General features: G+C 35.8%; 23 protein-coding genes, 2 pseudogenes and 1 other annotated feature. Of the genes and pseudogenes, 2 read left to right on the top strand and 23 right to left on the bottom strand.

Translation table 11 applies throughout. The features are described from left to right. Positions 1 to 174 precede the first annotated feature (174 nt). Positions 175 to 405 (bottom strand) — a binding site (T-box leader). Between the two features lie 211 nt (positions 406 to 616). The 22 genes and pseudogenes from HT715_RS02000 to HT715_RS01895 all read right to left on the bottom strand — a co-directional run bounded on the left by HT715_RS02000 (position 617) and on the right by HT715_RS01895 (position 23,636). Then, positions 617 to 1,618 carry a LacI family DNA-binding transcriptional regulator gene (locus tag HT715_RS02000; RefSeq protein WP_000789951.1) on the bottom strand — a complete coding sequence of 334 codons (1,002 nt, stop codon included), beginning with the start codon at positions 1,616 to 1,618 and terminating at the stop codon, positions 617 to 619. 107 nt (positions 1,619 to 1,725) lie between these two features. Further along, positions 1,726 to 2,094 carry a hypothetical protein gene (locus tag HT715_RS01995; protein WP_000656286.1) on the bottom strand — a complete coding sequence of 123 codons (369 nt, stop codon included), beginning with the start codon at positions 2,092 to 2,094 and terminating at the stop codon, positions 1,726 to 1,728. A gap of 95 nt (positions 2,095 to 2,189) precedes the next feature. Beyond that, entirely contained in the window at positions 2,190 to 2,900 is a 711-nt protein-coding gene (locus HT715_RS01990) for an MgtC/SapB family protein (RefSeq protein ID WP_001149044.1), read from the bottom strand. 2 nt (positions 2,901 to 2,902) lie between these two features. Beyond that, positions 2,903 to 4,594 carry an iron ABC transporter permease gene (locus tag HT715_RS01985; RefSeq protein ID WP_138707339.1) on the bottom strand — a complete coding sequence of 564 codons (1,692 nt, stop codon included), beginning with the start codon at positions 4,592 to 4,594 and terminating at the stop codon, positions 2,903 to 2,905. Between the two features lie 11 nt (positions 4,595 to 4,605). Further along, positions 4,606 to 5,616, bottom strand: a complete 1,011-nt coding sequence (locus HT715_RS01980) for an ABC transporter ATP-binding protein (RefSeq protein WP_000589142.1) — start codon at positions 5,614 to 5,616, stop codon at positions 4,606 to 4,608. 102 nt (positions 5,617 to 5,718) lie between these two features. Beyond that, positions 5,719 to 6,786, bottom strand: a complete 1,068-nt coding sequence (locus HT715_RS01975) for an extracellular solute-binding protein (RefSeq protein ID WP_138707340.1) — start codon at positions 6,784 to 6,786, stop codon at positions 5,719 to 5,721. Positions 6,787 to 6,810: 24 nt separating this feature from the next. Next, positions 6,811 to 7,470, bottom strand: coding sequence for a DUF1868 domain-containing protein (locus tag HT715_RS01970; protein WP_138707342.1), 660 nt, complete (start codon positions 7,468 to 7,470; stop codon positions 6,811 to 6,813). A gap of 180 nt (positions 7,471 to 7,650) precedes the next feature. Beyond that, on the bottom strand, positions 7,651 to 8,661 hold the full coding sequence (galE, locus tag HT715_RS01965) for a UDP-glucose 4-epimerase GalE (protein ID WP_138707341.1): 1,011 nt from the start codon (positions 8,659 to 8,661) through the stop codon (positions 7,651 to 7,653). Between the two features lie 12 nt (positions 8,662 to 8,673). Next, positions 8,674 to 10,149: a UDP-glucose--hexose-1-phosphate uridylyltransferase gene (galT, locus tag HT715_RS01960; RefSeq protein WP_172922807.1), complete on the bottom strand. Its 1,476-nt coding sequence runs from the start codon at positions 10,147 to 10,149 to the stop codon at positions 8,674 to 8,676. Between the two features lie 12 nt (positions 10,150 to 10,161). Continuing rightward, complete coding sequence (locus HT715_RS01955; protein ID WP_000945329.1) at positions 10,162 to 10,803, bottom strand: phosphate uptake regulator PhoU; 642 nt, start codon at positions 10,801 to 10,803, stop codon at positions 10,162 to 10,164. 57 nt (positions 10,804 to 10,860) lie between these two features. Continuing rightward, complete coding sequence (locus tag HT715_RS11800) at positions 10,861 to 11,244, bottom strand: hypothetical protein (protein ID WP_001812628.1); 384 nt, start codon at positions 11,242 to 11,244, stop codon at positions 10,861 to 10,863. Between the two features lie 171 nt (positions 11,245 to 11,415). After that, positions 11,416 to 11,712 (bottom strand): hypothetical protein, encoded by a 297-nt coding sequence (locus HT715_RS01945; protein WP_172922806.1) that lies wholly within the window; start codon positions 11,710 to 11,712, stop codon positions 11,416 to 11,418. Next, positions 11,696 to 13,852 carry a multi-ligand-binding adhesin PfbA gene (gene pfbA, locus HT715_RS01940; RefSeq protein ID WP_166727384.1) on the bottom strand — a complete coding sequence of 719 codons (2,157 nt, stop codon included), beginning with the start codon at positions 13,850 to 13,852 and terminating at the stop codon, positions 11,696 to 11,698. The genes HT715_RS01945 and pfbA overlap by 17 nt, the downstream gene beginning before the upstream one ends. 1,162 nt (positions 13,853 to 15,014) lie before the next feature. Beyond that, positions 15,015 to 16,241, bottom strand: coding sequence for a DegT/DnrJ/EryC1/StrS aminotransferase family protein (locus HT715_RS01935; RefSeq protein WP_119919886.1), 1,227 nt, complete (start codon positions 16,239 to 16,241; stop codon positions 15,015 to 15,017). A 42-nt stretch (positions 16,242 to 16,283) separates the two neighbouring features. Then, on the bottom strand, positions 16,284 to 16,976 hold the full coding sequence (locus HT715_RS01930) for a sugar transferase (protein ID WP_119919885.1): 693 nt from the start codon (positions 16,974 to 16,976) through the stop codon (positions 16,284 to 16,286). 129 nt (positions 16,977 to 17,105) lie between these two features. Then, on the bottom strand, positions 17,106 to 18,848 hold the full coding sequence (locus tag HT715_RS01925) for an ABC transporter ATP-binding protein (protein ID WP_119919884.1): 1,743 nt from the start codon (positions 18,846 to 18,848) through the stop codon (positions 17,106 to 17,108). Then, positions 18,838 to 20,583, bottom strand: a complete 1,746-nt coding sequence (locus HT715_RS01920; RefSeq protein ID WP_138707121.1) for an ABC transporter transmembrane domain-containing protein — start codon at positions 20,581 to 20,583, stop codon at positions 18,838 to 18,840. The genes HT715_RS01925 and HT715_RS01920 overlap by 11 nt, the downstream gene beginning before the upstream one ends. 54 nt (positions 20,584 to 20,637) lie before the next feature. Then, positions 20,638 to 21,269: pseudogene (locus tag HT715_RS01915) on the bottom strand (DUF421 domain-containing protein). Next, a pseudogene (locus tag HT715_RS01910) lies at positions 21,266 to 21,717 on the bottom strand (DUF3290 family protein). Before HT715_RS01910 ends, HT715_RS01915 begins: the two co-directional pseudogenes overlap by 4 nt. A 126-nt stretch (positions 21,718 to 21,843) precedes the next feature. Continuing rightward, positions 21,844 to 22,485, bottom strand: coding sequence for an SdpI family protein (locus HT715_RS01905; protein WP_119919881.1), 642 nt, complete (start codon positions 22,483 to 22,485; stop codon positions 21,844 to 21,846). Then, positions 22,466 to 22,753, bottom strand: coding sequence for an autorepressor SdpR family transcription factor (locus HT715_RS01900; RefSeq protein WP_119919880.1), 288 nt, complete (start codon positions 22,751 to 22,753; stop codon positions 22,466 to 22,468). Before HT715_RS01900 ends, HT715_RS01905 begins: the two co-directional genes overlap by 20 nt. After that, positions 22,737 to 23,636, bottom strand: coding sequence for a type II CAAX endopeptidase family protein (locus HT715_RS01895; protein ID WP_119919879.1), 900 nt, complete (start codon positions 23,634 to 23,636; stop codon positions 22,737 to 22,739). Before HT715_RS01895 ends, HT715_RS01900 begins: the two co-directional genes overlap by 17 nt. 218 nt (positions 23,637 to 23,854) lie before the next feature. Here HT715_RS01895 and HT715_RS01890 point away from each other — a divergent pair, with 218 nt between their 5' ends. Both HT715_RS01890 and HT715_RS01885 read left to right on the top strand, forming a co-directional pair. Then, complete coding sequence (locus tag HT715_RS01890) at positions 23,855 to 24,682, top strand: exodeoxyribonuclease III (RefSeq protein WP_000767452.1); 828 nt, start codon at positions 23,855 to 23,857, stop codon at positions 24,680 to 24,682. Between the two features lie 11 nt (positions 24,683 to 24,693). Beyond that, positions 24,694 to 25,080 (top strand): VOC family protein, encoded by a 387-nt coding sequence (locus HT715_RS01885; RefSeq protein WP_119919878.1) that lies wholly within the window; start codon positions 24,694 to 24,696, stop codon positions 25,078 to 25,080. A gap of 235 nt (positions 25,081 to 25,315) precedes the next feature. Here HT715_RS01885 and HT715_RS01880 read toward each other — a convergent pair. After that, on the bottom strand, positions 25,316 to 25,734 hold a 419-nt coding region (locus HT715_RS01880; RefSeq protein ID WP_172922805.1), incomplete at its 5' end, for a site-specific integrase.

Genomic DNA, 25,734 nt, shown 5'->3' with positions numbered 1-25,734 from the left:
ATTTTCATTGAGTATTACTAGCTTTTTTCGTATTAGTCCGGCCTTTTTGTTTGCTTTTAGTAGTAGGCAAGGAGCTGTAGATAGAACTCAAGTTCATCAAAGCGACTTAAGGCCCTAATAAAAGATAAACAAAATGACGGATAGAAAAAAGCCCACACACGGAATCTACTTCCATGTGAGGGCGTTGGTAACGCGGTGCCACCTCAATTATAAAGGAACTATCTCCTTTACATCTCTGCCTTGTCTAACAACAAGCTGCACTGTAAGGTGTGCGCACCGAATTTTCATTGTTTCAAATTCATTTTCAAAATCAGCCCACTTTCACTACTTCCAACCACCTATTCACAACCACCACAGGCTCCCTGAAGATCAAAAATAGTTACTTTTCTGATTTGTTGAACTTATTTTAATACTTTGTTTTTTCTTTGTCAAGACTTTTTTACGATTTTTTTAAAAATATCATTCGAATGTGACCATGTCTTCCTTAGATCGAACATGAACATGTCCCACTTGTTAGAAATTGGATCCAACTCAATAGAAACTGAATGGAGGCTAAACAGAACTTATTTTAGAACACTCCATCTTTTCCACTAGGATTTTCAAGAATTAAACAATACTAGAAACTCTGTCTCCTAACAAATTTAGGAGAAACTTCAACAGATGTGACACTTTCCCCTTTAATAATTGCTAAAACACCTTCTATCATTTCTTTAGCCAATTTAACATAATTGGGAGCAATTGTAGACAAAGCTGGAGTATAATACTGAGAAATAGGAATATTATCAAATCCAATGATAGAAATATCATCTGGAATAAGAATTCCTTTCTCATAGCACGCACGAATCAAGCCCTGAACCTTTTCATCTCCTGAAACAAAAATAATGTCCGGATCATTTTGGGTAGTCAAGTGCTGCATTGCATAAGAATAAACTGAATCAATTGTAGATAAGCCATAAATGACTTTTAAATCCATAAAGTAATTTTTATCATTCAGAAAAGAACGCACACCTCTTTCACGATCCTTATTAACATGAGATTCTCCTCCCATAAGCAACCACATATTTTTAAATTTTTCTTCAGTTACAGCTTTCATCATATCATAAGTAGCTTGAAAATTATTATTAGATACATAGACTACTCCAGACGTTTGAGATTCACCGAAAACAAGAAAAGGCATATGGTTCTTCTTTAAATACTGAATTCTGATATCATCTACACTTTCATAAAAAACAATAACACCATCTACTAGGCTACCTGTGCTTGATATAATTGAATTACTAATTGTATCCTCCTCTCCAAAGTACTCAACTATAGCATTAACACCATACTCTTTACAAGTTTGTAAAACTTTATCTAATAAAGTTTGAAACCAAATTAAAGGAAAAGAGTCGATTTTTTTTACAGAAATCAATATATTTATAGCTTCTTTTTTAGTTAAATTTTTTGCATACGCATTTGGAATATAGGACAATTCCTCTATAACTTTTTGAATCGCTTGATAAGTTTCTTCTTTAACATTTACTCCACCATTAATAACTCGTGAAACTGTTTTTGGAGAAAAACCTGATAAACGTGCAATGTCATAAATAGTTACCTTTTTCCCATTTATATTTTTCATTTCAGTCCTCCATTACGAACATTCTAATATTACTATACAATATTTAATTTTTTTTAACAAGAGAATTTAGTAAATTATTTAAGATCCACAAATTCACAAAATTAATTTTACAAATATTCTTCCCCTTCAAAAAAGTTTAAATTGCATTTCACACCTTTATTTTTAAGAATGTTTCCAACTTCACGACAAATAAATTCATATGAGAAAAAACTACCATAAAATTGTAGATTAACTTTTTCAGTAAAATGTGTAGGATTTATAAAAACATATAATAGCCTGTCAATGTAACATTTTAACATAGAGTTAATTTTTTCTTTAAAGATAACATTTGTTATCAACTCATCAGGAGGTAAATGAAAGGCAAACACCATTTCACAAATATCATAAAAAGAAATAAATTTGTATACTTGTATCAAACAATTATTATCAAAATATTCTATTTTACCTAAATCAAAATTGATTTTATAATCTTTCATAAAAACCTCTGAGCAAAAATCTACTCAAAAATTAGATGATTAAAACATCTAAAAAACAAAAGGACAAAAACATCTGTCCCTTTGTTTACTAAATTTCAACTAATTTCTTCGACATAAATAACACCTACAATATTAGCAATTTCTTCCATTAGTTTAAGGTGCTCAAATCTACCTGATAATTCCAGAGTAATAAATGACGCGATTTTTTTGTCTGGAACATCAAAATATTCAATTCTTTCTGAATTAACATCTCCAAATGCAGTTCTAGAATCAGTCATTCTAATGCCATTCTCAGCACAGTATACTAGTACCCGATTATATGCCTCTGTAGATCTAACAACGATATACAATTCGATTATCTTTGAACGACTTTGAAGATATTTTTTTAAAGGTTGGAACATAGTTATAACACTCCAAACAGACATTGCTCCTAGTATGGCTCCTTCATAAAAACCAACACCAATAGCTAGACCGATTCCAGCTGAAGCCCATATTCCGGCTGCAGTTGTTAAACCAGTTATTTTCTTTTTATCTGTAATAAGTATTGTTCCAGCCCCAAGAAAACCAACACCTGATATAACCTGCGCACCTAAGCGTGTAGGATCTCCTGTACCAAATTTATAAGATACATACTCATTAGTCATCATAATTAAACATGCAGCCAGACAAACAATACTATGTGTACGAATACCTGCTGGTTGAGATTTACTTCCTCTCTCTAAACCAATTACACCACCAATAACTAATGAAAGTACAATTCTTAATACAATTTCGATGTATGATAGTCCTAAGCTTGTTGCTTGCATTATTATTTCCTTTTTCTACTAACTGGTCTCTGAGTAAAGTATAAAACAGAACCAGAAATTATCATTAATACAATAGTATAAACGAATACAAGTGCTTGAGCATTTGAAGTTGCTGTTTCATCACCTGCTGAACGAATAGTTATACCCAGTGGTTGAGCTAATGGATGGTAAAGAAATACAGATAAGTCGAAGTCAGTTAATAAAGAGTTAAAGTTTAAAGCAATAACAGAGAGAACAACCGGTAAAATAAATGGAATGATAACCTTCATCATAGTATAAAAAGGTGAAGCACCCATACTTCTTGCTGCATCTTCCATCTCATCATCAACACTAAATAAAATAGCACGTACCATTCTATAAGAAAATGGGATTTTTACAACTATATATGCAATAAGTAGAATTACCAAACTACCTACCAAAATCTGATTCAAGACAAGAAATTGTGGCTGATTAAAAGTAAATAATAAACTTACTGCTAAAAGTGTACTTGGTAGTAACCAAGGAAGTAGAGCACCATATTCAAATAAGAAATCAAAACGAGATTTATGTTTTCTGACAACACGAGCAAATACAACTGCGAGAATTGTTGCTGTTGTCGCAGCAATAATAGAATAAATAAAGCTGACCAAGAATGGAGAGAATGCCGCACTATTACTAAAGAATAAGCGATAATTTTCTAAAGTAAAGTTTGATAATGTTAAGTTACCTGTTTGAATTGCAACTGGATCTGTAAATGAGTATAATACTATAAAAATTAGTGGAAGCATGAAAACTGTGAACAATCCATATGCTACAATGTGAGCAATGATATTCCAAGGCTTAGACGCAATTTTTTGTTTTTTAAGAGGCGCTTTAGTCTTAGAGATAGAAATATAATTTCCACCTTTTTCTATCTTATTCATGATAGTAAGCAAAATTGTAGTTGCAATACCTAAAATAATTGCAAGTAGGGCAGCTAAATCACGAGAATTCCCCATCCCTGCAAATGTAATAATCATTGGATTTATAGTTTGAAATTCTTTACCACCAACAATCATGGGTGCTGCTACTGCAGATAAACCACTAAGAAAAACCATAATAGTAAGTGCAAATAGAGTTGGAATTAAGGTTGGTAACACTACTTTTCGGAAAACAGTAAATGGTTTTGCTCCCATATTTCGAGCAGCCTCAATAGTGTGATAGTCAACGCTTCGAATTGTATTTGTTAAAAACAATGTATGATTAGCCGTTCCTGAAAATGTCATAATGAATAAGACTGCACCATACCCAATAAACCAGTTAGGATCTAAAGAAGGGATAATATTTTGTAAAAATTTTGTAATCAATCCATAAGGACCATAGACAAATTTATATCCAGTCGCTAAAACCACTCCTCCATAAATTAAAGAGGTCATATAACCTAATTTTAAAATTTTAGCACCTTTAATATCAAAGTATTCTGTAAATAGAACACAAAGAATACCTACGATATTAACTGTAATAATGAGTGAAAATGCCAACTTAAAACTGTTCATAATACTCTGAAGTGCCCTTTGAGATTTTAGAACACGATGTACAGCATCAAGGGAAAATTCTCCTCCTTTTACAAATACATTCACTACTAGATCAAAGTTTGGATAAATAATAAATGTTACTAAGAACCAGATTAACCCTAAACGAATAAGCCAATCTTTTAAATTTAATTTATGACGCATACTGCACCTCCTTAAAATTGCAGAACGTCTGATGGAGTGATAAATAATTCCACACTTTCTCCGACAGATCTAATAGCAGCCTGACTATCAATACTTGTTACATTAAGAATCTGACTTTCAGAAACTTTTATTGTATAGTGAATTGTAACTCCAGAAAACTCAACATCAATAATTGTCCCTTTTAGAATAAAATCTTGTTCAGTTTCACGATTGAATCGAACTTTCTCTAATCGAATGTATCCTTTTTTATCCTCTAAGAAAACGCTTGTATTTTTCAATAATACTTCGTGGACTGTTTCATCGGTCAAAACATTAATATCTCCAATAAAATCACATACAAATTCAGTTTGAGAATTATGATAAATCTCTACTGGTGTACCGACCTGTTCGATGTATCCATTGTTAAAGACTGCAATTCTATCAGATAAAGTCAAGGCTTCCTCTTGATCATGAGTAACATATAAAGTAGTAATACCTAACTCTTTTTGAAGTCTTTTCAACTCTTTTCTCAAATCTACACGTAATTTTGCGTCAAGGTTTGACAATGGTTCATCTAGACAAAGAATTTTAGGTTCAAGAACCAGAGCACGAGCCAATGCTACCCTTTGTTGTTGACCCCCAGATAATTCTGATACATTACGCTGTAACTGTTGATCAGAGATCTTAATTTTTGCTGCTACTGCTGATACTTTTGCTTTAATAACATCTGGAGCTACCTTCTTAACTTTTAAACCAAATGCAATATTATCAAAAACAGTCATAGTTGGAAATAGCGCATAAGATTGAAATACAATTCCAATTCCACGCTTTTCAGGTTCCAAATGAGTGACATCTGTTCCATTAACTTCAATACTTCCTGATGATGGATCTAAAAAACCTACCAATGCTCTCAAAGTAGTTGATTTACCACATCCTGAAGGTCCAAGAAAAGTAAAGAATTCCCCTTCATGTATATCTAAATTCAGATTATCAATTGCAACAAAATCACCATATTTAATTTGAATATTATCAAATTTAATCATCTCACTAACTCCCTCTATTACTAAACCAAAAGCCTCTCTTTATTTCTTCCATAAATTTAGAAATAATAGAGAGACTTGGACATAAAAATTAACTCTTATTTCTTATTGTACGTATTCTAATTCAGCTTTTTCTACCCATTCATCCAAATGCTTTCCAACAGCTTCCCAGTCAATATTTTGTGGTTTCACTTGATCAACAAATTTTTTCGTATCTTCAGGTAACTCTGTTAGGGCATCTTTATTGGCAGGGATAGATCCAAAGTTCTTACTATATTCTACTTGAATTTCTGATTGACCAAACCAATCAATAAATTCTTTAGCTAACGCTTGTTTTTTACTAATGCTTAAAACCATAGTTTGTTCAGTTACAAATGGTACACCAATCTCAGGAGTCATAACTTTGAAAACAACATTTTGTTCTTTTTGTCCAACTAATGCACCAGAACCCCACATCATTCCATATTGTATTGGATCTTCTTTGTCTAACATCTTAACAATTGAACTTTCTCCCTTTTGAAGAGTGTATGCATTTTTCAAATATTCTTTTGCTGCTTCCCAACCTTTTTCGGAAACACCTAATTCACCTTTATCATCAAGGTATCGAACTAAGATACTTGCTAGAATTGCCCGTCCTGTACCACCTTGAAGACCAGAAATTGAATATTTACCTTTATACTTACTACCTAATTCAGTCCAATCTTTAGGCATTTCTTTTACATCAGGCGCCCCAATTAAAACTAATGGTTGAACAATCACAGGATTATAATAATTATCTTTATCTGATAAAGATTGATCAATTTTATCTAACCATTTAGGCTTGTACTGGACTAGTAATTTTTGATCTCTAATTTTATTTGAATCAACAGCACCAATTCCAAATACCATATCTGCAACTGCATTATTCTTCTCGGCAATAACACGGTCTGCTAATTGAGCGCCAGGAATATCAACCATTTTTATATTAAAACCAGCTTCTTTTGCTTTAGCAGTTAACCAATCACCACGACCATTTGAAACTGAGTTCGAATAGATTACTAATTCTTGACTTTTATCAGCTTTTTCTTCAGATGAAGAAGCAGTCGTAGAATTTGAACCTCCAGAGCAAGCAGCAAGTGTAGTAAGAGCAACTCCCGTTGCAAGTACAGTAGACCAAACTTTCATTTTTTTCATGATAAGTTCTCCTTTTTTATTATTTTATTTAAATTTTTCGTGATATGGAACAAATTGTCTCATATCTTCAAATACAGTATAATCAATACGGTTTACAGTAATAGTTGGAATCTTCTCTAATAAGATTTCAGTTAATTCTGCTCTGACTTTAGTAAACTCTTCTTCCTCCTCTTCGGTTAGAGGAATCCTAAGATACCCAATTGAAATATGGAATTGATATCTATCATGATTAGGGAAACGAACACCTGCTTTTTCTGAGACATAAGTACGAATTTCTTCTAATCTCTTTGCAGAAGCTTCATCTGCAGGTTCAACTAGTATGTTTTGTTTTCCCATTTCAGTTATACGCATATGAATTTCTTCATCCAACAATGGAAAAATTTCAAGTTGTTTAGCAAAGTAATCATGTATTTCCTGTAAAGGTGTATCTAGAGGAAGATTACTGCTCCAAAACTCCGTTTCACGATTTTCATGGCACAACAATTCAATTACAGTCATGTGAATAGAATTCCTTGGAGTTAAAGTAAACTTATCGATAAATGGTAATTCTCTATAACGTAATTGAATAATATCAACAACTTCCATCAAATCTTGTTTAGTATAAAGATTTGCTACAACTGTATTCCCAGGGAAATGATTAAATTCCCCATTCTCTTTGAACTTAATTTTTGTTAAGTTTTTCATATAAAGACCTTCTTTTTTTATATTTGACATCGGTGTCATCATGTTTACATTATACAATGAAATCGTTTCCTTTGTCAAGCGCTTTCAAACATTTTTTTTAATTTATCTTTCATTAAATATACATTTCATTAAAAGGTTAAGTAATTTTTCCAAAATACAGCACTCATATAGACAGTATCATCAATTATAGCCATTGGGATTTTTTGATTGCCAATTCCATGTATCTCTACACATGTCTTCAATCGATTTTGTTGTCCTCCAATTTAATTCCTTATATGCTTTGTCTGCATTTGCATAACAAGTCGCAACGTCTCCTGAACGTCTTGGAGCTATTTTATAAGGAATAGGGATCTTATTAACACTTTCAAATGTATTTACAAGTTGTAATACACTAGTGCCTTCTCCCGAGCCTAGGTTATAGATATAAACATCTGTTTTTTCAGATACTTTTTCTAAAGCTTTTATATGTCCTATTGCTAAATCTACTACATGGATATAATCACGCACACCAGTACCATCAAGCGTATCATAATCATTTCCGAACACACTTAGCTCTGACAACTTACCTACCGCTACTTGTGCAATATAAGGCATCAAGTTGTTAGGAATTCCTGAGGGATCTTCCCCAATCAAACCAGACTCATGAGCACCAATTGGATTGAAATAACGAAGCAACGCAATACTCCATTCTGAATCTGCCACATGAACATCTTTTAAAATTTGCTCAAGCATTACTTTCGTATACCCATAAGGATTTGTAGCACTTGTTTGCATCGTCTCAATTAGAGGTGACTGATTGTTAATTCCATATACAGTCGCACTTGAAGAAAAGACAATCTTTTTAACATTAAATTCTGACATCACTTCAACAAGTGCCAATGTACTCATAATATTATTTTTGTAGTACATCACAGGCTTTTGCACGGATTCTCCGACAGCTTTATAACCTGCAAAATGAATTGCAGCATCAATCGATTCTTGTTCAAATACCTTTCTCAATGCTTGTTTATCACAAACATCTAATTCGTAAAACACAGGACGTATTCCTGTAATTGCTTCAATACGGTCTAGCACCAAGATGCTAGAATTCGAAAGGTTGTCGACAATGATAACTTCCTTTCCTAAATTTAGTAATTCTACTACGGTATGGCTACCAATATAACCAGCTCCGCCTGTTACCAATATTGCCATTTGGGTTTCCTCCTAATTAATTCCAACCGACTTAACAAATCTCATAAACGCTTCATGCCCAGACGGTGTATTCTTATAAACTCCTGCATCTTCCAGAACTCTCGCAAACACTTGTCCTACTTCGTGTTGAACTACGCTATTAACCTCTTCTTTATTAATGCGAGGATATTTTTCTTTCAATTGGTCGGCCCATTCTAAATGACAATCCGCAATTGCGTTATCCTCTCCTAAAAGATATTTTCCAACTTCTTCTAACTCTGGTTTCAAACGAGGTGGTAATATCGCAAGTCCCATCACTTCGATTAACCCGATATTTTCCTTTTTAATATGTTGTACATCTTGATGAGGATGGAAAACACCATCTGGGTATTGTTCAGTAGTATGATTATCTCTTAGAACAATATCTAATTCATATCTCCCGTCCACTTTACGAGCAATAGGAGTCACCGTATGGTGTGGGACATCTTCAGTCATAGCAATGATGTCTACTTCTAAATCTGAATATTCTCTCCACTTATTTAGAATTTTAGTAGCTAAATCTAACAAGCGATTTTTATTTTCACTTTGTAACCTAATTACTGACATTGGCCATTTTACAATACCAGCATTAATATCCTCAAAGTCTTTAAAACGAAATTCACTCTCAAATTTTGCTTTTTCCATTGGGAAAATATATTTCCCTCCCTGATAGTGGTTATGACTAAGAATGGAGCCTCCTGAGATAGGAAGATCAGAATTTGAACCAGCAAAATATCCTGGCAAAATATCAACAATCTCCAATAATTGTTCAAATGTTTTAGAGGTAATAGCCATTGGTACATGTTGACTATTCAAAAATATCGCATGCTCATTAAAGTATGAGTAGGGAGAATACTGGAATCCCCATACTTCGTCACCAAGTTTCAACCGAATAATTCTATGATTCGAACGTGCTGGATAATTTATTCGCCCCTGATATCCTTCATTTTCCATACATAGTAAACATTTGGGATAATTAGTTGCTTTTACTAATTTTTCAGCAGCAATTGTTTTTGGATCTTTTTCGGGTTTTGACAAATTTATCGTAATCTCTAGCTCTCCATATTTAGTTGATGCTCTAAACTCAATATTCTTAGCAATAGCAGAAGTTTTAATATAATCACTATCTTTACTTAACTTATAAAACTCTTCAACTGCTTCTTGAGGTGATATATCATATGAACTCCAAAAAATATCATTTAATCGACTAGGTAAAGGAACTATGAAATTCATTAACTCTGCTCCTAAACATTCCTTTTCCTCGATTAAATCTTTAATTTTACCGTTTTTTAAGGCGATTTCCACTAAGTAATCTTTTATTTGTTTCAGGTCATTTTCATCGGAAATGCAATCAGTTCCCTCCTCACCTATTAACGCTAATACTCTATTTTTCACATATATTTTGTCAATTTCATTATACATTCCGTATTCAATTACTCTATCAACAAAATTATCAATAATTGTTTTCATATATTTTTCTTTCTAATTTATGTTCCCATATTTTCTATACATTATCCATTTATAAATTGCTTGCGTAGTATGAGCAATTTTATCAAGGTGATGAATAATATCTAAAGCACCAATTACTTCAGAAACATTCCCATCATCTTCAAATATGTAATTCATTATTTTCTTTTCAATATTTATACTAAGCTCTTCTATCTCATTCTGTTTTTGTATAACAACCATATCTAAACATCCAGATTGTTCCTCTCTATAACAAGATATAGCCCTATTCATATGCTGTCCGATAACTTCATGAAGTATTTTTATTTCTGAAATAATTTTCTTCAAATTTTCATTATTTTGAATAATCTGTAGATTTTTTAAAATTTCAACAATTCTATCCCCAATACGTTCAATGTCAGTTGATATTTTTATTACACTAATAATTCTTCTTAAGTCATATGAAACAGGATGTTGTAAACAAATTAACTCAAATCCTTTTTTATCAATATTTAGAACTGACTCATTTATGATTAAATCTTCTTTAATCAATTCTACTCGTTCTTCATTTGATAAATATTCAAATAACTTCTCATATTTATCAAGCACAGATACCCAAATGGTCTCTAAATTATTTGATAATTCTATAATTTCATTTTCTAAATATAACCTTAACATTTAGGTACCTCTTCTTAACAAAGTTCAATAGTAACAATTAATATTTTAAACAATATATCAAACATCAATAACTAGAATACTTGCATCATCCTTCTTTCCATAGATTGGATCAATAGCAGAAGAATTAAATCTCATCTTAATTAACTCTTCAAAAGTTTTATTTTGATTATTTTGATAGAATTCATAAAAGCCATCGCTCATTAAAACAATTTGTTCACTAGTAACATCTATTTGATTAATAATAGCATGGTCTAAAAATCTCTCATCCAACGAACCTATCCAGTACCCACTCGGTTGATTAGATAATTTTCTGATTTTTTGTAAAATAATTTTTTTATTTAAAACACTATTTGTACCAATTGAATCTTTTATCTCATTTTTCCCTTTTTCAAATAAGTTATCTACTCTATGATCAGTTATTTCCATTTCGTTTACTAACATGACGCAGTCACCTAGCATCATATACTCCAACTTTTTTTCTGAAAGTTTAGCAAATATAAAAGCAAATATTGGTAAGCGATAATATAGTATATTGAAATTAGAATAGTACACCTCTACTTCTAAAACATTGTTAGAAATCGATTTGACTGTCCTGATTGATTTGTCCTATTATTATTTCATTTTATTATACTCTGTTAATTCATATGAGTTTAAACCGATTTCATCTTTAACCTCGAGTAAAGCAGTTTCAAATATTTGTTTAAGAGTTTTTGATTCTTTACAATTAACCGACAAACTTTCTGATAAAATATGTACAACTTCTGAGACTGAATAACCTATCTCCTCTTTAGAATTATATAAATCTGTAGCTCCATCAACAATCCAAAAATACTGATTTTGTGAACCTACAGCATCCTCATTTTCTACGGAACTTCCTTGTATCGAACAAATTTTATTTATCTTTACCATAATACTTCAACCCTTTTAGTGTCAAAAGTAAACCAATTCCTGTCACTGTTAAGAATAGTTCCATAATCTTGTTCGAACCAGTCTTTGGTAATTTTTGTTTTGCATCTACTATTTCTTTAGATTTATTAATATGATTTTCAGTTTCTCTGCCATCTCCAACTATTTTATAGTTTACTTCTTCTGTCTTATTATCTTGTTTATTGTCGATCTTGTCATTCATTTGTCTATTATCTTTACTTGAGTTAAACTCTCCGTTCTTCTGGTTACTATCAATTACATTATTTGAATTAGATTGTTTTTCATGCACATATGAACTTGTTTTAAATTTTTCCTCTTTGTTTTTTTCTTTTTCGTTTTTATCACTTAAGTTATTTGTTACAATTTTGTAAAGCCCATTCTCCGTTACAATATTGAAATTACCATCGCTATCACGTATAACAGTTTCTTTCCCATTTCCATTAGATTTGATGAATGATATATACTTACCGGATAAATTATAAAATTGGTTATTTAAAACGGTTATTTTACCCTTTGAATCCTCAATAACAATTCCTTCTTTACCACCGAATATACTATTCTCTGAGACTACTAAATTATCACTAACTCGTAATAATTCAATATTTGGTTGTTCTGTTTCCTTAGAATTATTATTAATTACATTTTTTGTTACAGTAATATCTGATACTTTTCCTAAATATTCTGCACTATCTTTTGCAACTCGTATCGCTTTTGTTTTAGGATCGGCAATATTAAATATATTTTCGGCGATAACCACCTGTTTATTTAAATCTAATAGGTCTTTAGTGTTTTTATAGCTATAAGCATTTACTAAAGCTGCTCCGCTTTCTCGATAATGTACACTCTCTCCTTTAACTTTCTTATCAAAGCGATTTCCTTTGATTAATACATCAGTGAATCCTGTAAAACGTACACCTGCATACATCATGTTATCAAAATGATTATTTAAAATTTTAATATTAGAGGGGTTCTGTGTCGACAATGTTTGATAGTGTGTGCCAATTGCTGTTACTAATTCCCCAGATTTATCACTTTTGCCAAAATAGGAATTTTGAATAGTCACATTTTCAGATTTTTTCCCATCATCATTCAAGGCATAAGGAAAACCTTTTCTAGTTAATGGTTCAATCTGAATGCTCTCCTTACTTATGATTTGCCCATCCTTCATCGTTTTGGGTAAGGCTTGCCCAAGAAAACGAGAATTATCAACTAATACATTTTTCGAACCTGCAATTTGAATAGCATGCCCTTGATAACTATCCTTGAATGTTACATTTTTTATAGTTACGTTATTTGAATTCCCAATAGCAAATGCACCTGAAGAATTTATAAGTGGTAGATTTTTTGCTTTAGTTCCTTCTTCATTCAAAGCACCGTTCATATCAATAGTACCACCAGAATAACTAATATCTTCTGTTGGGCTCCATTCTACTTGCGCACCATCATCCGTAAATAAACCTGTCATAAAAACAATGGAAGGATGATTCTTAATATTTATACCATTTAGAATTGTAGCTTTCTCATTCAATTCTAAGTGTGTATGACTTTTTAAAAAAACAATTTCTTTTACTAAATAAGTTCCTTCAGGAAAATATACATTTCCTCCACCTAGTCCTTTAGCTGCAGCATCTATTGCATCTTGAATTGCTTGTCGATCATCATGAATCCCATCACCTACTGCACCATAATCTTTTACACTTAAAGCAGTATCTTCAAATTCTTTTTTGATAATTCTGTCACTTATAACATCTTCCTTATAACTCTTATTTTCATTAGTAGATGTTACTGTAGATTCAACTGTTCTGTTGTCTAATTGTGAATTGGAACGAATAGTACCATTAGAGCTGATACTATTAACACTTAACGAATTATCTAAACCATTAGTGGTTGAATTAGAGGCAATCATTTCAGCAGAACGATTCTGATTAACAGTTGGTGAATTATCTAAATCATTAGTAATTGCATTAGAAGACTCTTTTGTAGCCATCGGTGAAGAACTAGTAACAACTTCATCCGCTAAAATACCTTGGCTTCCCAAAATTGAAATTGCCAATAGTACCGAGCAAGTCCCCACCTTTAATTTACGAATACTGAATACCTCATTAGGAACAAAATATTTCATCAGAACCTCCAATTTTTTTACTATTTTTTAACAATTGATTATTACTTTTCTTAAAATAGATAGAGTGACACCGCTGTCATTATCTTTATCATATATTTTCCAAATTGAATTGTCAAGGAATAACACAAGAAAATATTAAAATTTATACTCTTCGGAAATCTCTTCAAACTAGGTCAGTGCCGCCTTGCCCTAAGTCTAGGTTACTGACTTGGTCAGTTCTATAGTAGACTGAAACTATAATAGTACACCTCTACTTCTAAAACATTGTTAGAAATCGATTTAACTGTCCCGATCAATTTGTCCTATTCTTATTTCATTTTACTATATCTACAACCTCAAAGCAGGGTTTTGAGCTATCTATGGCCAATTCCTAGTTTGCTCTTTAGCCTTCCATTCAAAAGTGATGCTATCTTTCTTAGCTTGAATATAAAATATCCCATTTACTATATTTAAATTTATTGATATGTTGTAAATTATAAATGAAAGAACAAATACCTTGTCATACAAGCATTCGCCAGGGATATTTACCTGAATATCGCTCATATGGCGGATTGAAACTAAAACACTACAATATATTTCTTAAATAGACCTTCTATAAAAGCTAGATTTAACCTCGATAAAAATAGATGCAGTGCTTCTAAAATACTGGAATAGGGCATATAGGTAATCGTAGACAAGTGTTTTATAGATTGTCTCGCAGGAGATCTAATGATGTATAGCAAGCTTCACTAAACATATGGGATATTTGTATTATTATAATATCAAAACGCTATAAATTCTATCATGCAAAAGAATGACTAGAACATGAAAGACAGGCACAAAACTTTGAACAATATTCTGAAAACAAAAAAAGACGCGAGTTTCCACAATCTCACTCATGGAAACTCACGTCTTTCAAAAAATAGGGTGAATTGAAAACTAGAACAAGACACTAGATTTTCTAAATGATGTCTAGTAAGGATTCTAAATGCTACACCAAATTGCTCACATCTTATTTCAAACCACGGGACTCCCACAAGAAAGGAAAATCCTATAAAAATTCTCTCTCTGAGGAGAAAGGAGCCTCAACTACAGGTGTAAACTATTATCAATTGAAAACAACAGTTTTTACACTCAATTAGACTTTTTAAGGACAGGATCACTTTCGCTTGTCTGTAGTTTGTCATTTTTTTGATAAAGTTAGTACTTTTTCAGAAACTATTTTGAAAGTCTCAATGATATAGTCTACTTCTTCATCGCTTAATTTAGTATGAAGAGGGAGGGTAATTTCATTCTCAAAGAAGGCATAGGCCTTAGGATAGTTCGCCATATCAAAGCCAAGATTCTTATAGGCTGTCAAGAGCGGAAGTGGTTTGTAGTGGACGTTACTTGCAATTCCTGCTTTAGCTAATTCTTGGATGATGAGGTTGCGTTCTTCTAAGCTTGCTCCTTCTACATGGGTGATGTAGAGGTGGCGTGAAGATTCGACAGTATCAGTCTTGTGTGCCAATGGATGGATGCGAGAACCTGCAAAACCACGATCATAGCGATCCACGATATCCTTACGACGGCCAAGCAAACTTGGGTAACGGTCTAATTGTACCAAACCAAGCGAAGCCATGATATCTGTCATATTGCACTTGTAGGCTGGTGTAACGATATCGTATTCCCATGACCCCAGTTGCATCTTGGCAAGGGCATCCTTAGTTTGACCATGAAGGGAAAGAATCTGGAATTCCTTGTACATCTCTTCGTCATCAATCGCTGGATTGGCCTTCCAAGTCGCACTTCCACCCTCCGAAGTTGTAAAGTTCTTAACGGCGTGGAATGAGAAGGAAGTAAAGTCCGCGATAGAACCAGAAGGTTGTCCTTTATAAGTAGATCCCAAAGCGTGGGCACTATCAGAGACAATGACAATACGGTTAAAGGCTTTTTGCCACTTGCTTGACGCAGTAAAGAGATCACATTTTTTCTCCACAACTTGGAACAAACGGTCATAGTCGCAAACAATCCCTGCAAGTTCTACTGGGATAATCACCTTAGTTTTCTCAGTGATGGCTTGCTCCAGCAGATCATAGTCCATCTCAAACGTATCTGCTTGGATATCCACCATGACAGGGGTTGCTCCCACGTGCGTGATGACACTACATGAAGCTGTGTAAGTCATGGCTGGAACGATGACTTCATCACCAGGCCCCACTTCCAAAACACGCAAAATCAACTCAAGAGCGGCAGTCGCAGAGTTGAGGCAGACAGTCTTAGGCGTCTGTGTGTATTGAGACAAGCGACGCTCTAGTTCTTTTGTCTTAGGACCTGTTGTAATCCAACCAGAACGAAGAGTATCCGCTACTTCAGCAATTTCAGCTTCGGTGATATCGGGTGGTGAAAATGGAATATTGTAATTTGGCATTGATTTGCTCCTTTTATCTGTACTCATTCTCTCATGACTACTTTATTTTAGCACTTCAAACACGGTTTGAAACATGATTTTGATGTCTCCAAGGAAACTAAACTCTCGGAGATAGGCAAGGTTATAGCGCATCTTTTCAGGAAGAACATGCTCCACATAGGCCTGGTCAACTGACAGACCTTTCTCCGTCATTTGACTGATGATGGTGTCCTCATCCTTGTAGTTGATGCTGGCTGGAGAGGTAATCCCTGCTGGTAAGAGCAAGGTTGCCATCATTTCAGGGCTATACTGCTCTGTGTAGCGTGGCACTTCAGGTCGTGTACCGACAAAGGACATTTCGCCTTTAAGAACATTGACCAGTTGAGGCAGTTCATCCAAACGGACACGACGGATAAAATTGCCAACCTTGGTAATACGGCTATCGTTAGCAGAAGTCACCAGACTCCCTTTTTTATCCGCATCTGTCACCATGGTACGGAACTTCCAAATCTTGAAAGGTCGATTGTACTGGGTCACGCGCTCTTGCTTGTAAATCACTGGCCCCTTGCTATCCAACTTGATCCAAATGCTCAAGATGAGAAAGATGGGAGAGGTCAGAACCAGTAAGACCAAGGTCAAAACCCAGTCCAAGCAACGCTTGAAAATCAGCGAACCCTTCCTTTTAGAGACAAGCTGGTAGTAAGACTCAACCTCGCTTGATTTCATTTCCACAGGCAAGTCTTCCCATTTCAGCATGCTGTTCTCCTTTGTTTTTATTATACTATTTGTCAACATTTTTCATTATACCACAAAATGGAAAAGGCGGTGAAAGAAATCTGTAATTTGAAGGATTTCCTTCTTTTACTCAATGAAAATCAAAGAGTGTTAGGACATGGCCCCTGCCTGCAAGCTATACATCTTGTGATAGGTTCCTCCCAAGGCCAAGAGTTCTTCATGAGTTCCACTCTCGATAATGCGCCCCTTGTCCAAAACATAGATGCAGTTGGCGTCTTGAATAGTAGAAAGGCGGTGAGCGATAGCAATAGTTGTTCGGCCCTGTCTCATCTTCGCCAGAGAATCTTGAACCAAGCTTTCTGTTTCAGAGTCAATATTGGCGGTCGCTTCATCCAAAATCAGGATTTTAGGCTGGCTGGCAACTGTTCTGGCAAAGGCAAGAAGCTGTCGCTGACCAGTTGAAAAACTCGATCCACGCTCAGACACAGGGGAGTCGTACCCCTTAGGAAGTTCTTGAATAAAGGAATCTGCATCCACAAAGGCTGCCGCAGCCTGAACCTGATCATCACTGATTTCTTGGTACATGGCGATATTGGACTTAATAGTTCCATGATAGAGAAAGGGTTCCTGCAAGACCAAACCGATGTTTTTTCTCAGCTCTTCTTGACTGAAATCCCTGATATCCACATCATCCAAGAGAACTCTCCCTGACTGGAATTCATAAAAGCGCATGAGAACATTTATAATCGAAGATTTCCCCGAACCTGTATGACCTACAAAGGCAATGGTTTCACCCTTGTTGACCGAAAAAGAAATATCATCCAGAATAGGATGTTTGCCATCATATGAGAAACACACATGTTCAAAACGAATATTGCCTTCTTCAACCTCAACCTGACTATTTTCTTGAAGAGGCTCATAGGTTGCCTCGTCAATCAAGGCAAAGACACGGCCTGCAGACACCATAGACGTTTGCAGGGTTGAAAAGTTTTGCGTTACTTCAATCAGAGGATCAAAGAGACGATTGATGTACTGGATAAAAGCATACATAGTCCCGACCGTTATCCCGATAGAAAGACCACGGTAGCCAAAATAGGCCATTAAGACAGTATAACCTAGGAGTTTCAACAAACTCATAGCAGGGCGCAACAAGAGGGCATCAAAGGCTACAGAGCGGTTGGCATAGACCAAGTGTTCTTGGTTAATCTCATCAAATTCTGCCTGCTGGCGCTTTTCTTGATTAAAGACCTGGATAATCCTAATTCCTTCGATATTTTCTGCCAGCTTACTATTGATATCTGACAAGAGACTTCTGGTTTTCTCGATAATCTTGACTGATTTTTTACGATAGAGATTGACCAAAAGGAAAATCAAAGGGAGAAAGAGCAGGACTAATGCTGTCAAACGAAAATCCAACACCAACATGGTATAAAGGGTTGTCAAAAAGATAAAAATTGCTGAGATAAAACTGGATAAAATCCCCGAAAACATATCACTGATTGTCTCGGTATCATTAGTCAAACGAGAGACGATAGAGCCTGCTGGCGTCTTGTCAAAATAAGACATGCCTAGCTTCTCCATATTGGCAAAGGCATCGCGACGAATATCCCTCACAATACTGTAAGACACCCGTACAAAGAGAAGATTTCCGACATACTGAACCAGAGTTTGCAGGATATAGAGACCATAGTAGGCCAGCAACACTGTCACAGCGAGTTGATTGAGATTGCTGAGATACTGGTCGATAAAGTGGGAAGCCACAAGGGGAATGACACTTTTAATGACCGTAGTCGCTAGGAGAAAGCTGAGTGCCAAAAAGGTCAGAAGACCATAAGGCTTGAGATAAGATATCAAGCGCTTCAATACAGCCCATTGTTCTTGTTTATTCTGCATCTTCTTCTCCCTTCATTTCCAGCTGCTGAGACTGGTAGGTTTGGGCATACCAGCCATCCAAAGCTAGCAAGTCTTCGTGCCTGCCTCGTTCGATGATTTGACCATTTTGCAGGACTAAAATCAAATCTGCATGGACAACTGCACTGAGGCGATGAGCCGTAATAATGGTTGTCTTGTCCTTTCGCGTCTCCTTAAGGTTGTCGATAATCGCATACTCTGTCTTGGCATCCACGGCCGACAAAGAATCATCCAAAATCAAGATATCAGGGTCTAAAATCATAGCCCGACTCATAGCCAGCCGCTGCTTTTGCCCACCAGAAAGACTGACTCCCTTTTCACCAATCAACGTATCAAATCCCTGAGGCATGGCTACAATGTCTTGGTAAACTTGGGCTAGCTTGGTCGCTTCCTCGACCGCTGAAATGGGCAAGTTAGGATTGCCAAAGCGAATATTGTCTAAAATCGAAGTCGCAAAGAGGAACTGGTCCTGAGGGACGTAGCCCATAAGACTACGAAGCTCTGTCAAACGATAATCGCGAATATCGTGACCATTTAGATAAATAGCTCCCTTATCCACATCGTACTCACGCAAGAGGAGTTTAATCAAGGATGTTTTCCCAGAGCCTGTCTGCCCAACCAAGCCCAGAGTTTGCCCGTTTTCCAAACTAAAGTGAATATCCATTAGCGTTTCCTCGTTTTCAAAAGCAAAGTTATCAATAGCATACTCCAAGCGCCCGTTTTCAATACCATCCAGAGGAAACTCGGAGTCTTTTACAGATGATTCCTGAGACAAAAGATTCTCAATCCGCTGGTAAGAAACCTTTCCTCGCTGAGTGATATTAAAGAGGAAACCAATAGCCATGAGAGGCCAGACCATCATATCCAAATAACTAATAAAAGTGACCAAATTTCCAACTGTAATCTGCCCCTCCCGAACCATCAAAGAGCCGACTAAGAGTGTTAAAACATAGGATAATCCAACAAACAAGAAAACCATTGGGTCAAAGAGTCTATCGTATTTCATGGTTTGGAGATTCTTTTGGAAGGTTAATTCATTGACTGCCTGAAAGGACTCCAGCTCATCTGCCTGATAACCAAAAGACTTGGTCACTTTGATACCTGATACAGACTCCTGAACCTTGTTATTGAGTTCAGAAAAGGCATCCTGTGACTCTCCAAAGACCTTATGAGTCTTTCTTCCCAAACGACTGGTCGCATATGCCATAAAAGGAAGGGGTAAAATTGCAACTAGAGTCATCTGCCAGGAAATGCTAAAGAGCATGGTCAGCAAAGTCACTAAAGCTGTAATAGAGGCATCCACCGCAGATATAACACCACCACCTGCAAGACTCGTCAAAGAATTGATATCATTGGTTGCGTGTGCCATCAAGTCCCCCGTCCGATAGGTTTGATAAAAGGCTGGAGACATCTTTGTAAAATGCTCAAACAAGCGAGACCTCATAATCTGCCCCAGACGGTAGGATGTCCCAAGAATATACATACGCCAAACATAGCGCAGATAGTACATACCAAAGGCCGCAAGAAGCAAGTAAAATAGGTAAATAAGTAGTTCATTCTGAATTAATTGCCCCGATGTGATAGCATCAATGATCCGCCCCATGACCATTGGGGGAATGAGGTTAAGGACAGAAACCAAGACCAAGGCCACAATTCCGACTAGATAACGGCGTTTTTCTAGCTTAAAAAACCACCAGAGTTTTTGAATAATGGACATAAAATTCCTTTCTAGTTCCAAATGGAAACCTGAGACTCCGACCCCAGGTTTTTCTTATTCATAGGTTACAACTGTAACAGCACCCTTATCATACTCAGCGATAAAGATATTGGCTACATTGTCATGCCCTTGTTTGCTGAGATTATCAAGCAGCCACTCTTCGCTACGGCCAATCGATTCCAAGACATCGACTTGGATCACACCGTCAGTCACAACTGGATACTTAGGATTTTCATCTCCCATTTGGACCACGATGAGTTGGCCATTTTGCTCTTGCACAGCTCGTTTAACTTGCTTCATCTGGAAAATCCCTTGGCTACGAAGTTTGAGGGTTACATCCACCCCAAACAAATCAACCGAACGACAGGCTTCTAGGTCAATCTTCTCATGTTTGATGAGGAGAGTTGGCTTACCATCAATCAAACATTTCACAAAACGAATATTATGAAGCCACTTGAGGGTCAAAACCAAAATAGTCCACATCAGTAAAATCACCTCGTACTGCAAAATGCTGATAGAACTATTGTAAATCACCCCACCAATGATAGCACAGAGAACATAATTCTGAATTTAATCTGTCGCAGAGTTAGGTGCTAAGTTCCCCTTTCCTGTCACATTGATAACAAAACAAGTGAGAAGAGCCCCAAGGCCAGTTCGATTACAATTTCCATACAGTTGAGTGTCACTTGTTTACCTTCACCAATTCAATAACGTCTGTTTGATGCAATTCTAATTTCTTTAAAAGATACTTATCTAATTCGCTCTCGTTCATGGCGTGGTAGAAATCTGAACCGACCTTGACAAGTTCTCCATCAGTAACTGCAGAAGTATTGACGTAAACTTCTGATTTATCCACTCCCAAGTCTTTAGAAACAACCTCTATGAAATGAAGTTTGAAATTGGTTGTTAGAGGCTTAATTGGTCTGATATTTTGAGATTGTCACCAAAAGCATGGCCATCAAAGTCAAGACAAAAATCATGACCAATTCACAAAATCTAGTCACCTTTTTTATCACGATACGCCTTGAAGGCAAAAAATCCTGTGATAGCTAGGAGCACAATCCCAAAGCCAACCATGATACCATTTTGCTGACCGATTTGGCTGAGTACATAGTCATAAGAGTAGAATTTCATGTATTTTCACTCCCTTTCATAAAATCATTCTTAATTATAAACAAAAGAGGATGATTTTTCAAACCATACGTTGGGGAAATAGACTTATCAGACCAACTTCTCTAACTAATGACTCAAATACCTGTTTCAAGATTCTAATTTTGATAATTGATAAGAATAGACACTAGGAATTATCACTACAAAGAAAAGTGTCAAGAAGAATACCCAGTAAACATATAGTTGCACAAAGGAGTTTAGAAACAATAACAATCCTCCTAATACCCAAATTTTTCCAGCTAATCGATGTGTTTTTCTCCAGTTTTTATCACTCTCCAAGGTCCACGGAAGTCGAATACCGATTATATAATTTCGGTGTGTTTTTGGTAGATAATTTCCAATTACGATCATCACGACTCCCATAAAAATCTGAGCTAGAATCCCGCTCATCATGGAATAACCCAAAGATTCTCCGAAGATAGAAATCATTAATAGACAAGATACAAAAGGAATAATCCAGTAAATCAAAACTTGTATTTTTGAACTGATATTGCTAGATTTAGGATCCTTAATCATTAAAAATAGAAGCAACCAATGCATCAAAAGCATGAGAGTCGGTAATCCAAAGATAGCAGACATTTTATGATTGTAGCCATCTGCTTGACCCAGTAGATTAAAATGAGTGGGTATCTCCTCTGGTAATTGATTCCAGAAAACACAACCTACAAGGGAAGGTAGTAGGATGAGAATGCTCGTAAATAATACCAATTTCTTATTGATTTTTATCTTCATCAAAATGATCTCCTTTCAGATATGCTAACCAAACCATTATATCCTCTAAAACCGATGTATTTAACTCATAATAAATAAAGTTTTTTTCTTTCATTTCATGAATCAAATCCGCTGCTTTCAAAATCGTGAGATGGTGTGAAATAGTTGCACTAGTCAACTCGAATTGATTGGCAATTTCTCCTGCAGGTAATCTACCTGTTTTGAGTAAATTCAAAATCTCTCTCCTAACTGGATGAGATAAGGCTTTAAAGCTATTTGCAAAACTCATAATGACTCCTTTCCCTTTGTAATATTAGTAGGGCTAGGACTAAGCAAGGTAGAACTGATAGCATTCCTGTCGGTGATGGGTCTAAAATCAAGAGGCTTGAAACTTTTTCTCCTGGTAATTGAAAGAGTAACCCAATACCTGCAGTTGCATTGATTGCCCCATGAAATAGGACTGAAGCCCAGATAGAGCCTGTCTTTTCCAACAACCAGCTTAACAATATTCCTAGACTAAAACAAAATAGAAACATGGCGACAACTCCTAAAACGGGATAAGAAAAATAAGATAGTCCATAATTATAGCCTTGCAAATTGATTGGTAGATGCCAAAGACTCCAAATGAGACCAAGCAAGACATGAGTCTGGACTCTTGAAAAGCGTCCTCTTAGCACTGGGTAAAGATAGCCACGCCAACCAATTTCCTCCCCTAATGCAAAGAAACTATTAAGAAAAGGAGCGTAAGTCAAACTAGCTAGGATTTGAATCAAAGCCAAGAAAGATAAGGGAATAGCTGATTGAGAGACACCTTTTTCTTGTAAAATAGCTTGAATAGATTCAAAACCAAGGCTGAAATTGCTAGGAAATACAAGAAAATAAAGTCCCGCTCCTAAAAAACTGATAACTGCTGGTAACCAGATAGCTAGTAAGTAAAAGCGCCAGTTCCTCTTGAGATTCACGGCTAATTTAGATTTGATTCCACTAGGTTGATTCGTGATTTTCCCTAAGAGAAAGACTGCAAGCGCAGGCATCCACATGGCTACAATACTAGCAAGTTGACTCCATGGAGAATTTAGACCAACACCACCTATCCATAGTGCCAACCATATTATCCAAGCAAGGGCATAAGCCAAGACCACAAAAAGAAGGATTGTTCTCTTATTTGACATATATGTAACTTCACTTTCTATTTAGATATTTTTCTAAATAACATTATACACCTTTCTATTCTAAACACAAGAGCTATTTAGATTTTTTTCTAAATAGTTTAGGGAATTTTTATTTTCTCAGGATAAAGTCTAAAGAGTAATTTTCAAACCATACGTTGGGGAAATAGACCTTTTTTTGGTATAATAAAATCTATAATCTGAATGAAAAAGGTAACTTTATGAAACTCATCTCATGGAATATTGATTCCCTCAATGCTGCCCTAACTAGTGACTCAGCTCGTGCCAAATTGTCCCAAGAAGTCCTACAAACCTTGGTCGCTGAAAATGCTGATATCATCGCTATCCAAGAAACCAAGCTTTCTGCCAAAGGGCCTACAAAGAAACACTTGGAAATTTTAGAAGAACTCTTCCCAGGCTACGAAAACACGTGGCGCTCTTCTCAAGAACCTGCCCGTAAAGGCTATGCTGGTACCATGTTCCTCTACAAGAAAGAACTCACACCAACTATCAGCTTCCCAGAAATCGGTTCCCCTTCTACCATGGACTTGGAAGGCCGTATCATCACGCTAGAATTTGATGATTTTTTCGTAACGCAAGTTTACACTCCAAACGCTGGCGATGGCCTCAAACGCTTGGAAGAACGCCAAGTCTGGGATGTCAAATACGCTGAGTACTTAGCTGGACTAGACAAAGAAAAACCAGTCCTTGCGACCGGTGACTATAACGTAGCCCACAATGAGATTGACCTTGCAAATCCTGCTAGCAACCGCCGTTCACCAGGATTTACCGACGAGGAGCGTGCTGGATTTACCAACCTTTTAGCAACTGGATTTACGGATACCTTCCGCCACATTCACGGCGATGTTCCAGAACGCTACACTTGGTGGGCACAGCGCAGCAAGACTTCTAAAATCAACAATACAGGCTGGAGAATCGACTACTGGCTGACAAGCAACCGCGTGGCTGACAAGGTGACCAAGTCTGATATGATTGACTCCGGTGCGCGCCAAGACCACACACCCATTGTCATGGAGATTGAACTCTAAGGAGAAAGCGAATGGACTATCAAGCTGTCATTCCTGAATTTGTAGTATCTGACATCGAAAAATCACTCCACTTCTACTGCGACCTGCTAGGATTCTCTGTCAAATACGATCGTCCAGAGGAGAAATTTCTCTTCCTCTCGCTTGAAGACTGCCAGCTAATGCTAGAGGAAGGAACCCCCGAGGAACTGGCTAACCTTACCTACCCTTTTGGAAAAGGTGTCAATCTATCCTTTGGTATAAAGGATGTTCCAAAACTCTATCAAAAAGTGATGGAGGCAAACTATCCTATTTATCGTCTCTTGACCAAAAGAAAGTTTCGTGTCAGTGATCCCTATATCTATCCTCATAAATTTGCAGTTTTGGATCCAGATGGCTATTTTTTAAGATTTAGCGAGTAGAATAATAAAAATTGGGAAAAGTCTTTAAAGTTAGAAAAAGGCATATTGTCAGGTGTCTAAAAACTTGATAGTATGCCCTTTTATGATGGGAAAACCTTCTAAATGTTAGCCAATAAGTTAATTTTTGCCTATTTTTATGAGAAATGTGCTTTATTTCAAGTATGACGTGCAAAGCCTTTGATATAGCTACTTTTCACAATTGAGCTAATGGATTTTTAAACTTTTTGTGGACTTTTTAAGAACTTTTTAATTTTTCAATGGCTTTTTCATAAAATGAAGTAGCGTTTTTCTTGTTGTCTTTGGACAAGTGGCTATATGTATCCATGGTTATTGATATTTGAGAATGCCCTAGCCTTGTTTGTATTTCTTTGTAAGGCAGTCCGGCATTGAGCAAGATACTAGCGTGAGTATGGCGGAAGGCGTGGAATGTTAAACGAGGGCAGTCAGAAAGTTTTAAATGTTTCTCAAGTCTATGCCTAAGCGTCCTAGCGTCTCTATATTCGTCGAAGCAATTAGAAAATACTTTTTCATAAGTTAAGCCTATTTCTCTACCAACTTGCGCTTGTCTATTTTTGTAAAGCCGCAGCATGAGCACCGTCTTATTATCCAAGTCAATTACCCTAATACTTGATTTAGTTTTAGGGGTAGTGACTT

This window comes from Streptococcus sp. 4155, assembly GCF_013276695.1.
Taxonomy (GTDB): domain Bacteria; phylum Bacillota; class Bacilli; order Lactobacillales; family Streptococcaceae; genus Streptococcus; species Streptococcus pseudopneumoniae.
The sequence above is the reverse complement of the archived record's forward strand: the minus strand, read 5'-3'. Positions and strand labels throughout refer to the sequence as shown.

Coding starts and splice junctions, on each gene's coding strand:
- HT715_RS02000 (WP_000789951.1), bottom strand. CDS start 1,618: ATGAAAAATATAAATGGGAAAAAGGTAACTATTTATGACATTGCACGT.
- HT715_RS01995 (WP_000656286.1), bottom strand. CDS start 2,094: ATGAAAGATTATAAAATCAATTTTGATTTAGGTAAAATAGAATATTTT.
- HT715_RS01990 (WP_001149044.1), bottom strand. CDS start 2,900: ATGCAAGCAACAAGCTTAGGACTATCATACATCGAAATTGTATTAAGA.
- HT715_RS01985 (WP_138707339.1), bottom strand. CDS start 4,594: ATGCGTCATAAATTAAATTTAAAAGATTGGCTTATTCGTTTAGGGTTA.
- HT715_RS01980 (WP_000589142.1), bottom strand. CDS start 5,616: ATGATTAAATTTGATAATATTCAAATTAAATATGGTGATTTTGTTGCA.
- HT715_RS01975 (WP_138707340.1), bottom strand. CDS start 6,786: ATGAAAAAAATGAAAGTTTGGTCTACTGTACTTGCAACGGGAGTTGCT.
- HT715_RS01970 (WP_138707342.1), bottom strand. CDS start 7,470: ATGAAAAACTTAACAAAAATTAAGTTCAAAGAGAATGGGGAATTTAAT.
- galE (WP_138707341.1), bottom strand. CDS start 8,661: ATGGCAATATTGGTAACAGGCGGAGCTGGTTATATTGGTAGCCATACC.
- galT (WP_172922807.1), bottom strand. CDS start 10,149: ATGAAAACAATTATTGATAATTTTGTTGATAGAGTAATTGAATACGGA.
- HT715_RS01955 (WP_000945329.1), bottom strand. CDS start 10,803: ATGTTAAGGTTATATTTAGAAAATGAAATTATAGAATTATCAAATAAT.
- HT715_RS11800 (WP_001812628.1), bottom strand. CDS start 11,244: ATGTTAGTAAACGAAATGGAAATAACTGATCATAGAGTAGATAACTTA.
- HT715_RS01945 (WP_172922806.1), bottom strand. CDS start 11,712: ATGGTAAAGATAAATAAAATTTGTTCGATACAAGGAAGTTCCGTAGAA.
- pfbA (WP_166727384.1), bottom strand. CDS start 13,852: ATGAAATATTTTGTTCCTAATGAGGTATTCAGTATTCGTAAATTAAAG.
- HT715_RS01935 (WP_119919886.1), bottom strand. CDS start 16,241: ATGCCAAATTACAATATTCCATTTTCACCACCCGATATCACCGAAGCT.
- HT715_RS01930 (WP_119919885.1), bottom strand. CDS start 16,976: ATGCTGAAATGGGAAGACTTGCCTGTGGAAATGAAATCAAGCGAGGTT.
- HT715_RS01925 (WP_119919884.1), bottom strand. CDS start 18,848: ATGCAGAATAAACAAGAACAATGGGCTGTATTGAAGCGCTTGATATCT.
- HT715_RS01920 (WP_138707121.1), bottom strand. CDS start 20,583: ATGTCCATTATTCAAAAACTCTGGTGGTTTTTTAAGCTAGAAAAACGC.
- HT715_RS01905 (WP_119919881.1), bottom strand. CDS start 22,485: ATGAAGATAAAAATCAATAAGAAATTGGTATTATTTACGAGCATTCTC.
- HT715_RS01900 (WP_119919880.1), bottom strand. CDS start 22,753: ATGAGTTTTGCAAATAGCTTTAAAGCCTTATCTCATCCAGTTAGGAGA.
- HT715_RS01895 (WP_119919879.1), bottom strand. CDS start 23,636: ATGTCAAATAAGAGAACAATCCTTCTTTTTGTGGTCTTGGCTTATGCC.
- HT715_RS01890 (WP_000767452.1), top strand. CDS start 23,855: ATGAAACTCATCTCATGGAATATTGATTCCCTCAATGCTGCCCTAACT.
- HT715_RS01885 (WP_119919878.1), top strand. CDS start 24,694: ATGGACTATCAAGCTGTCATTCCTGAATTTGTAGTATCTGACATCGAA.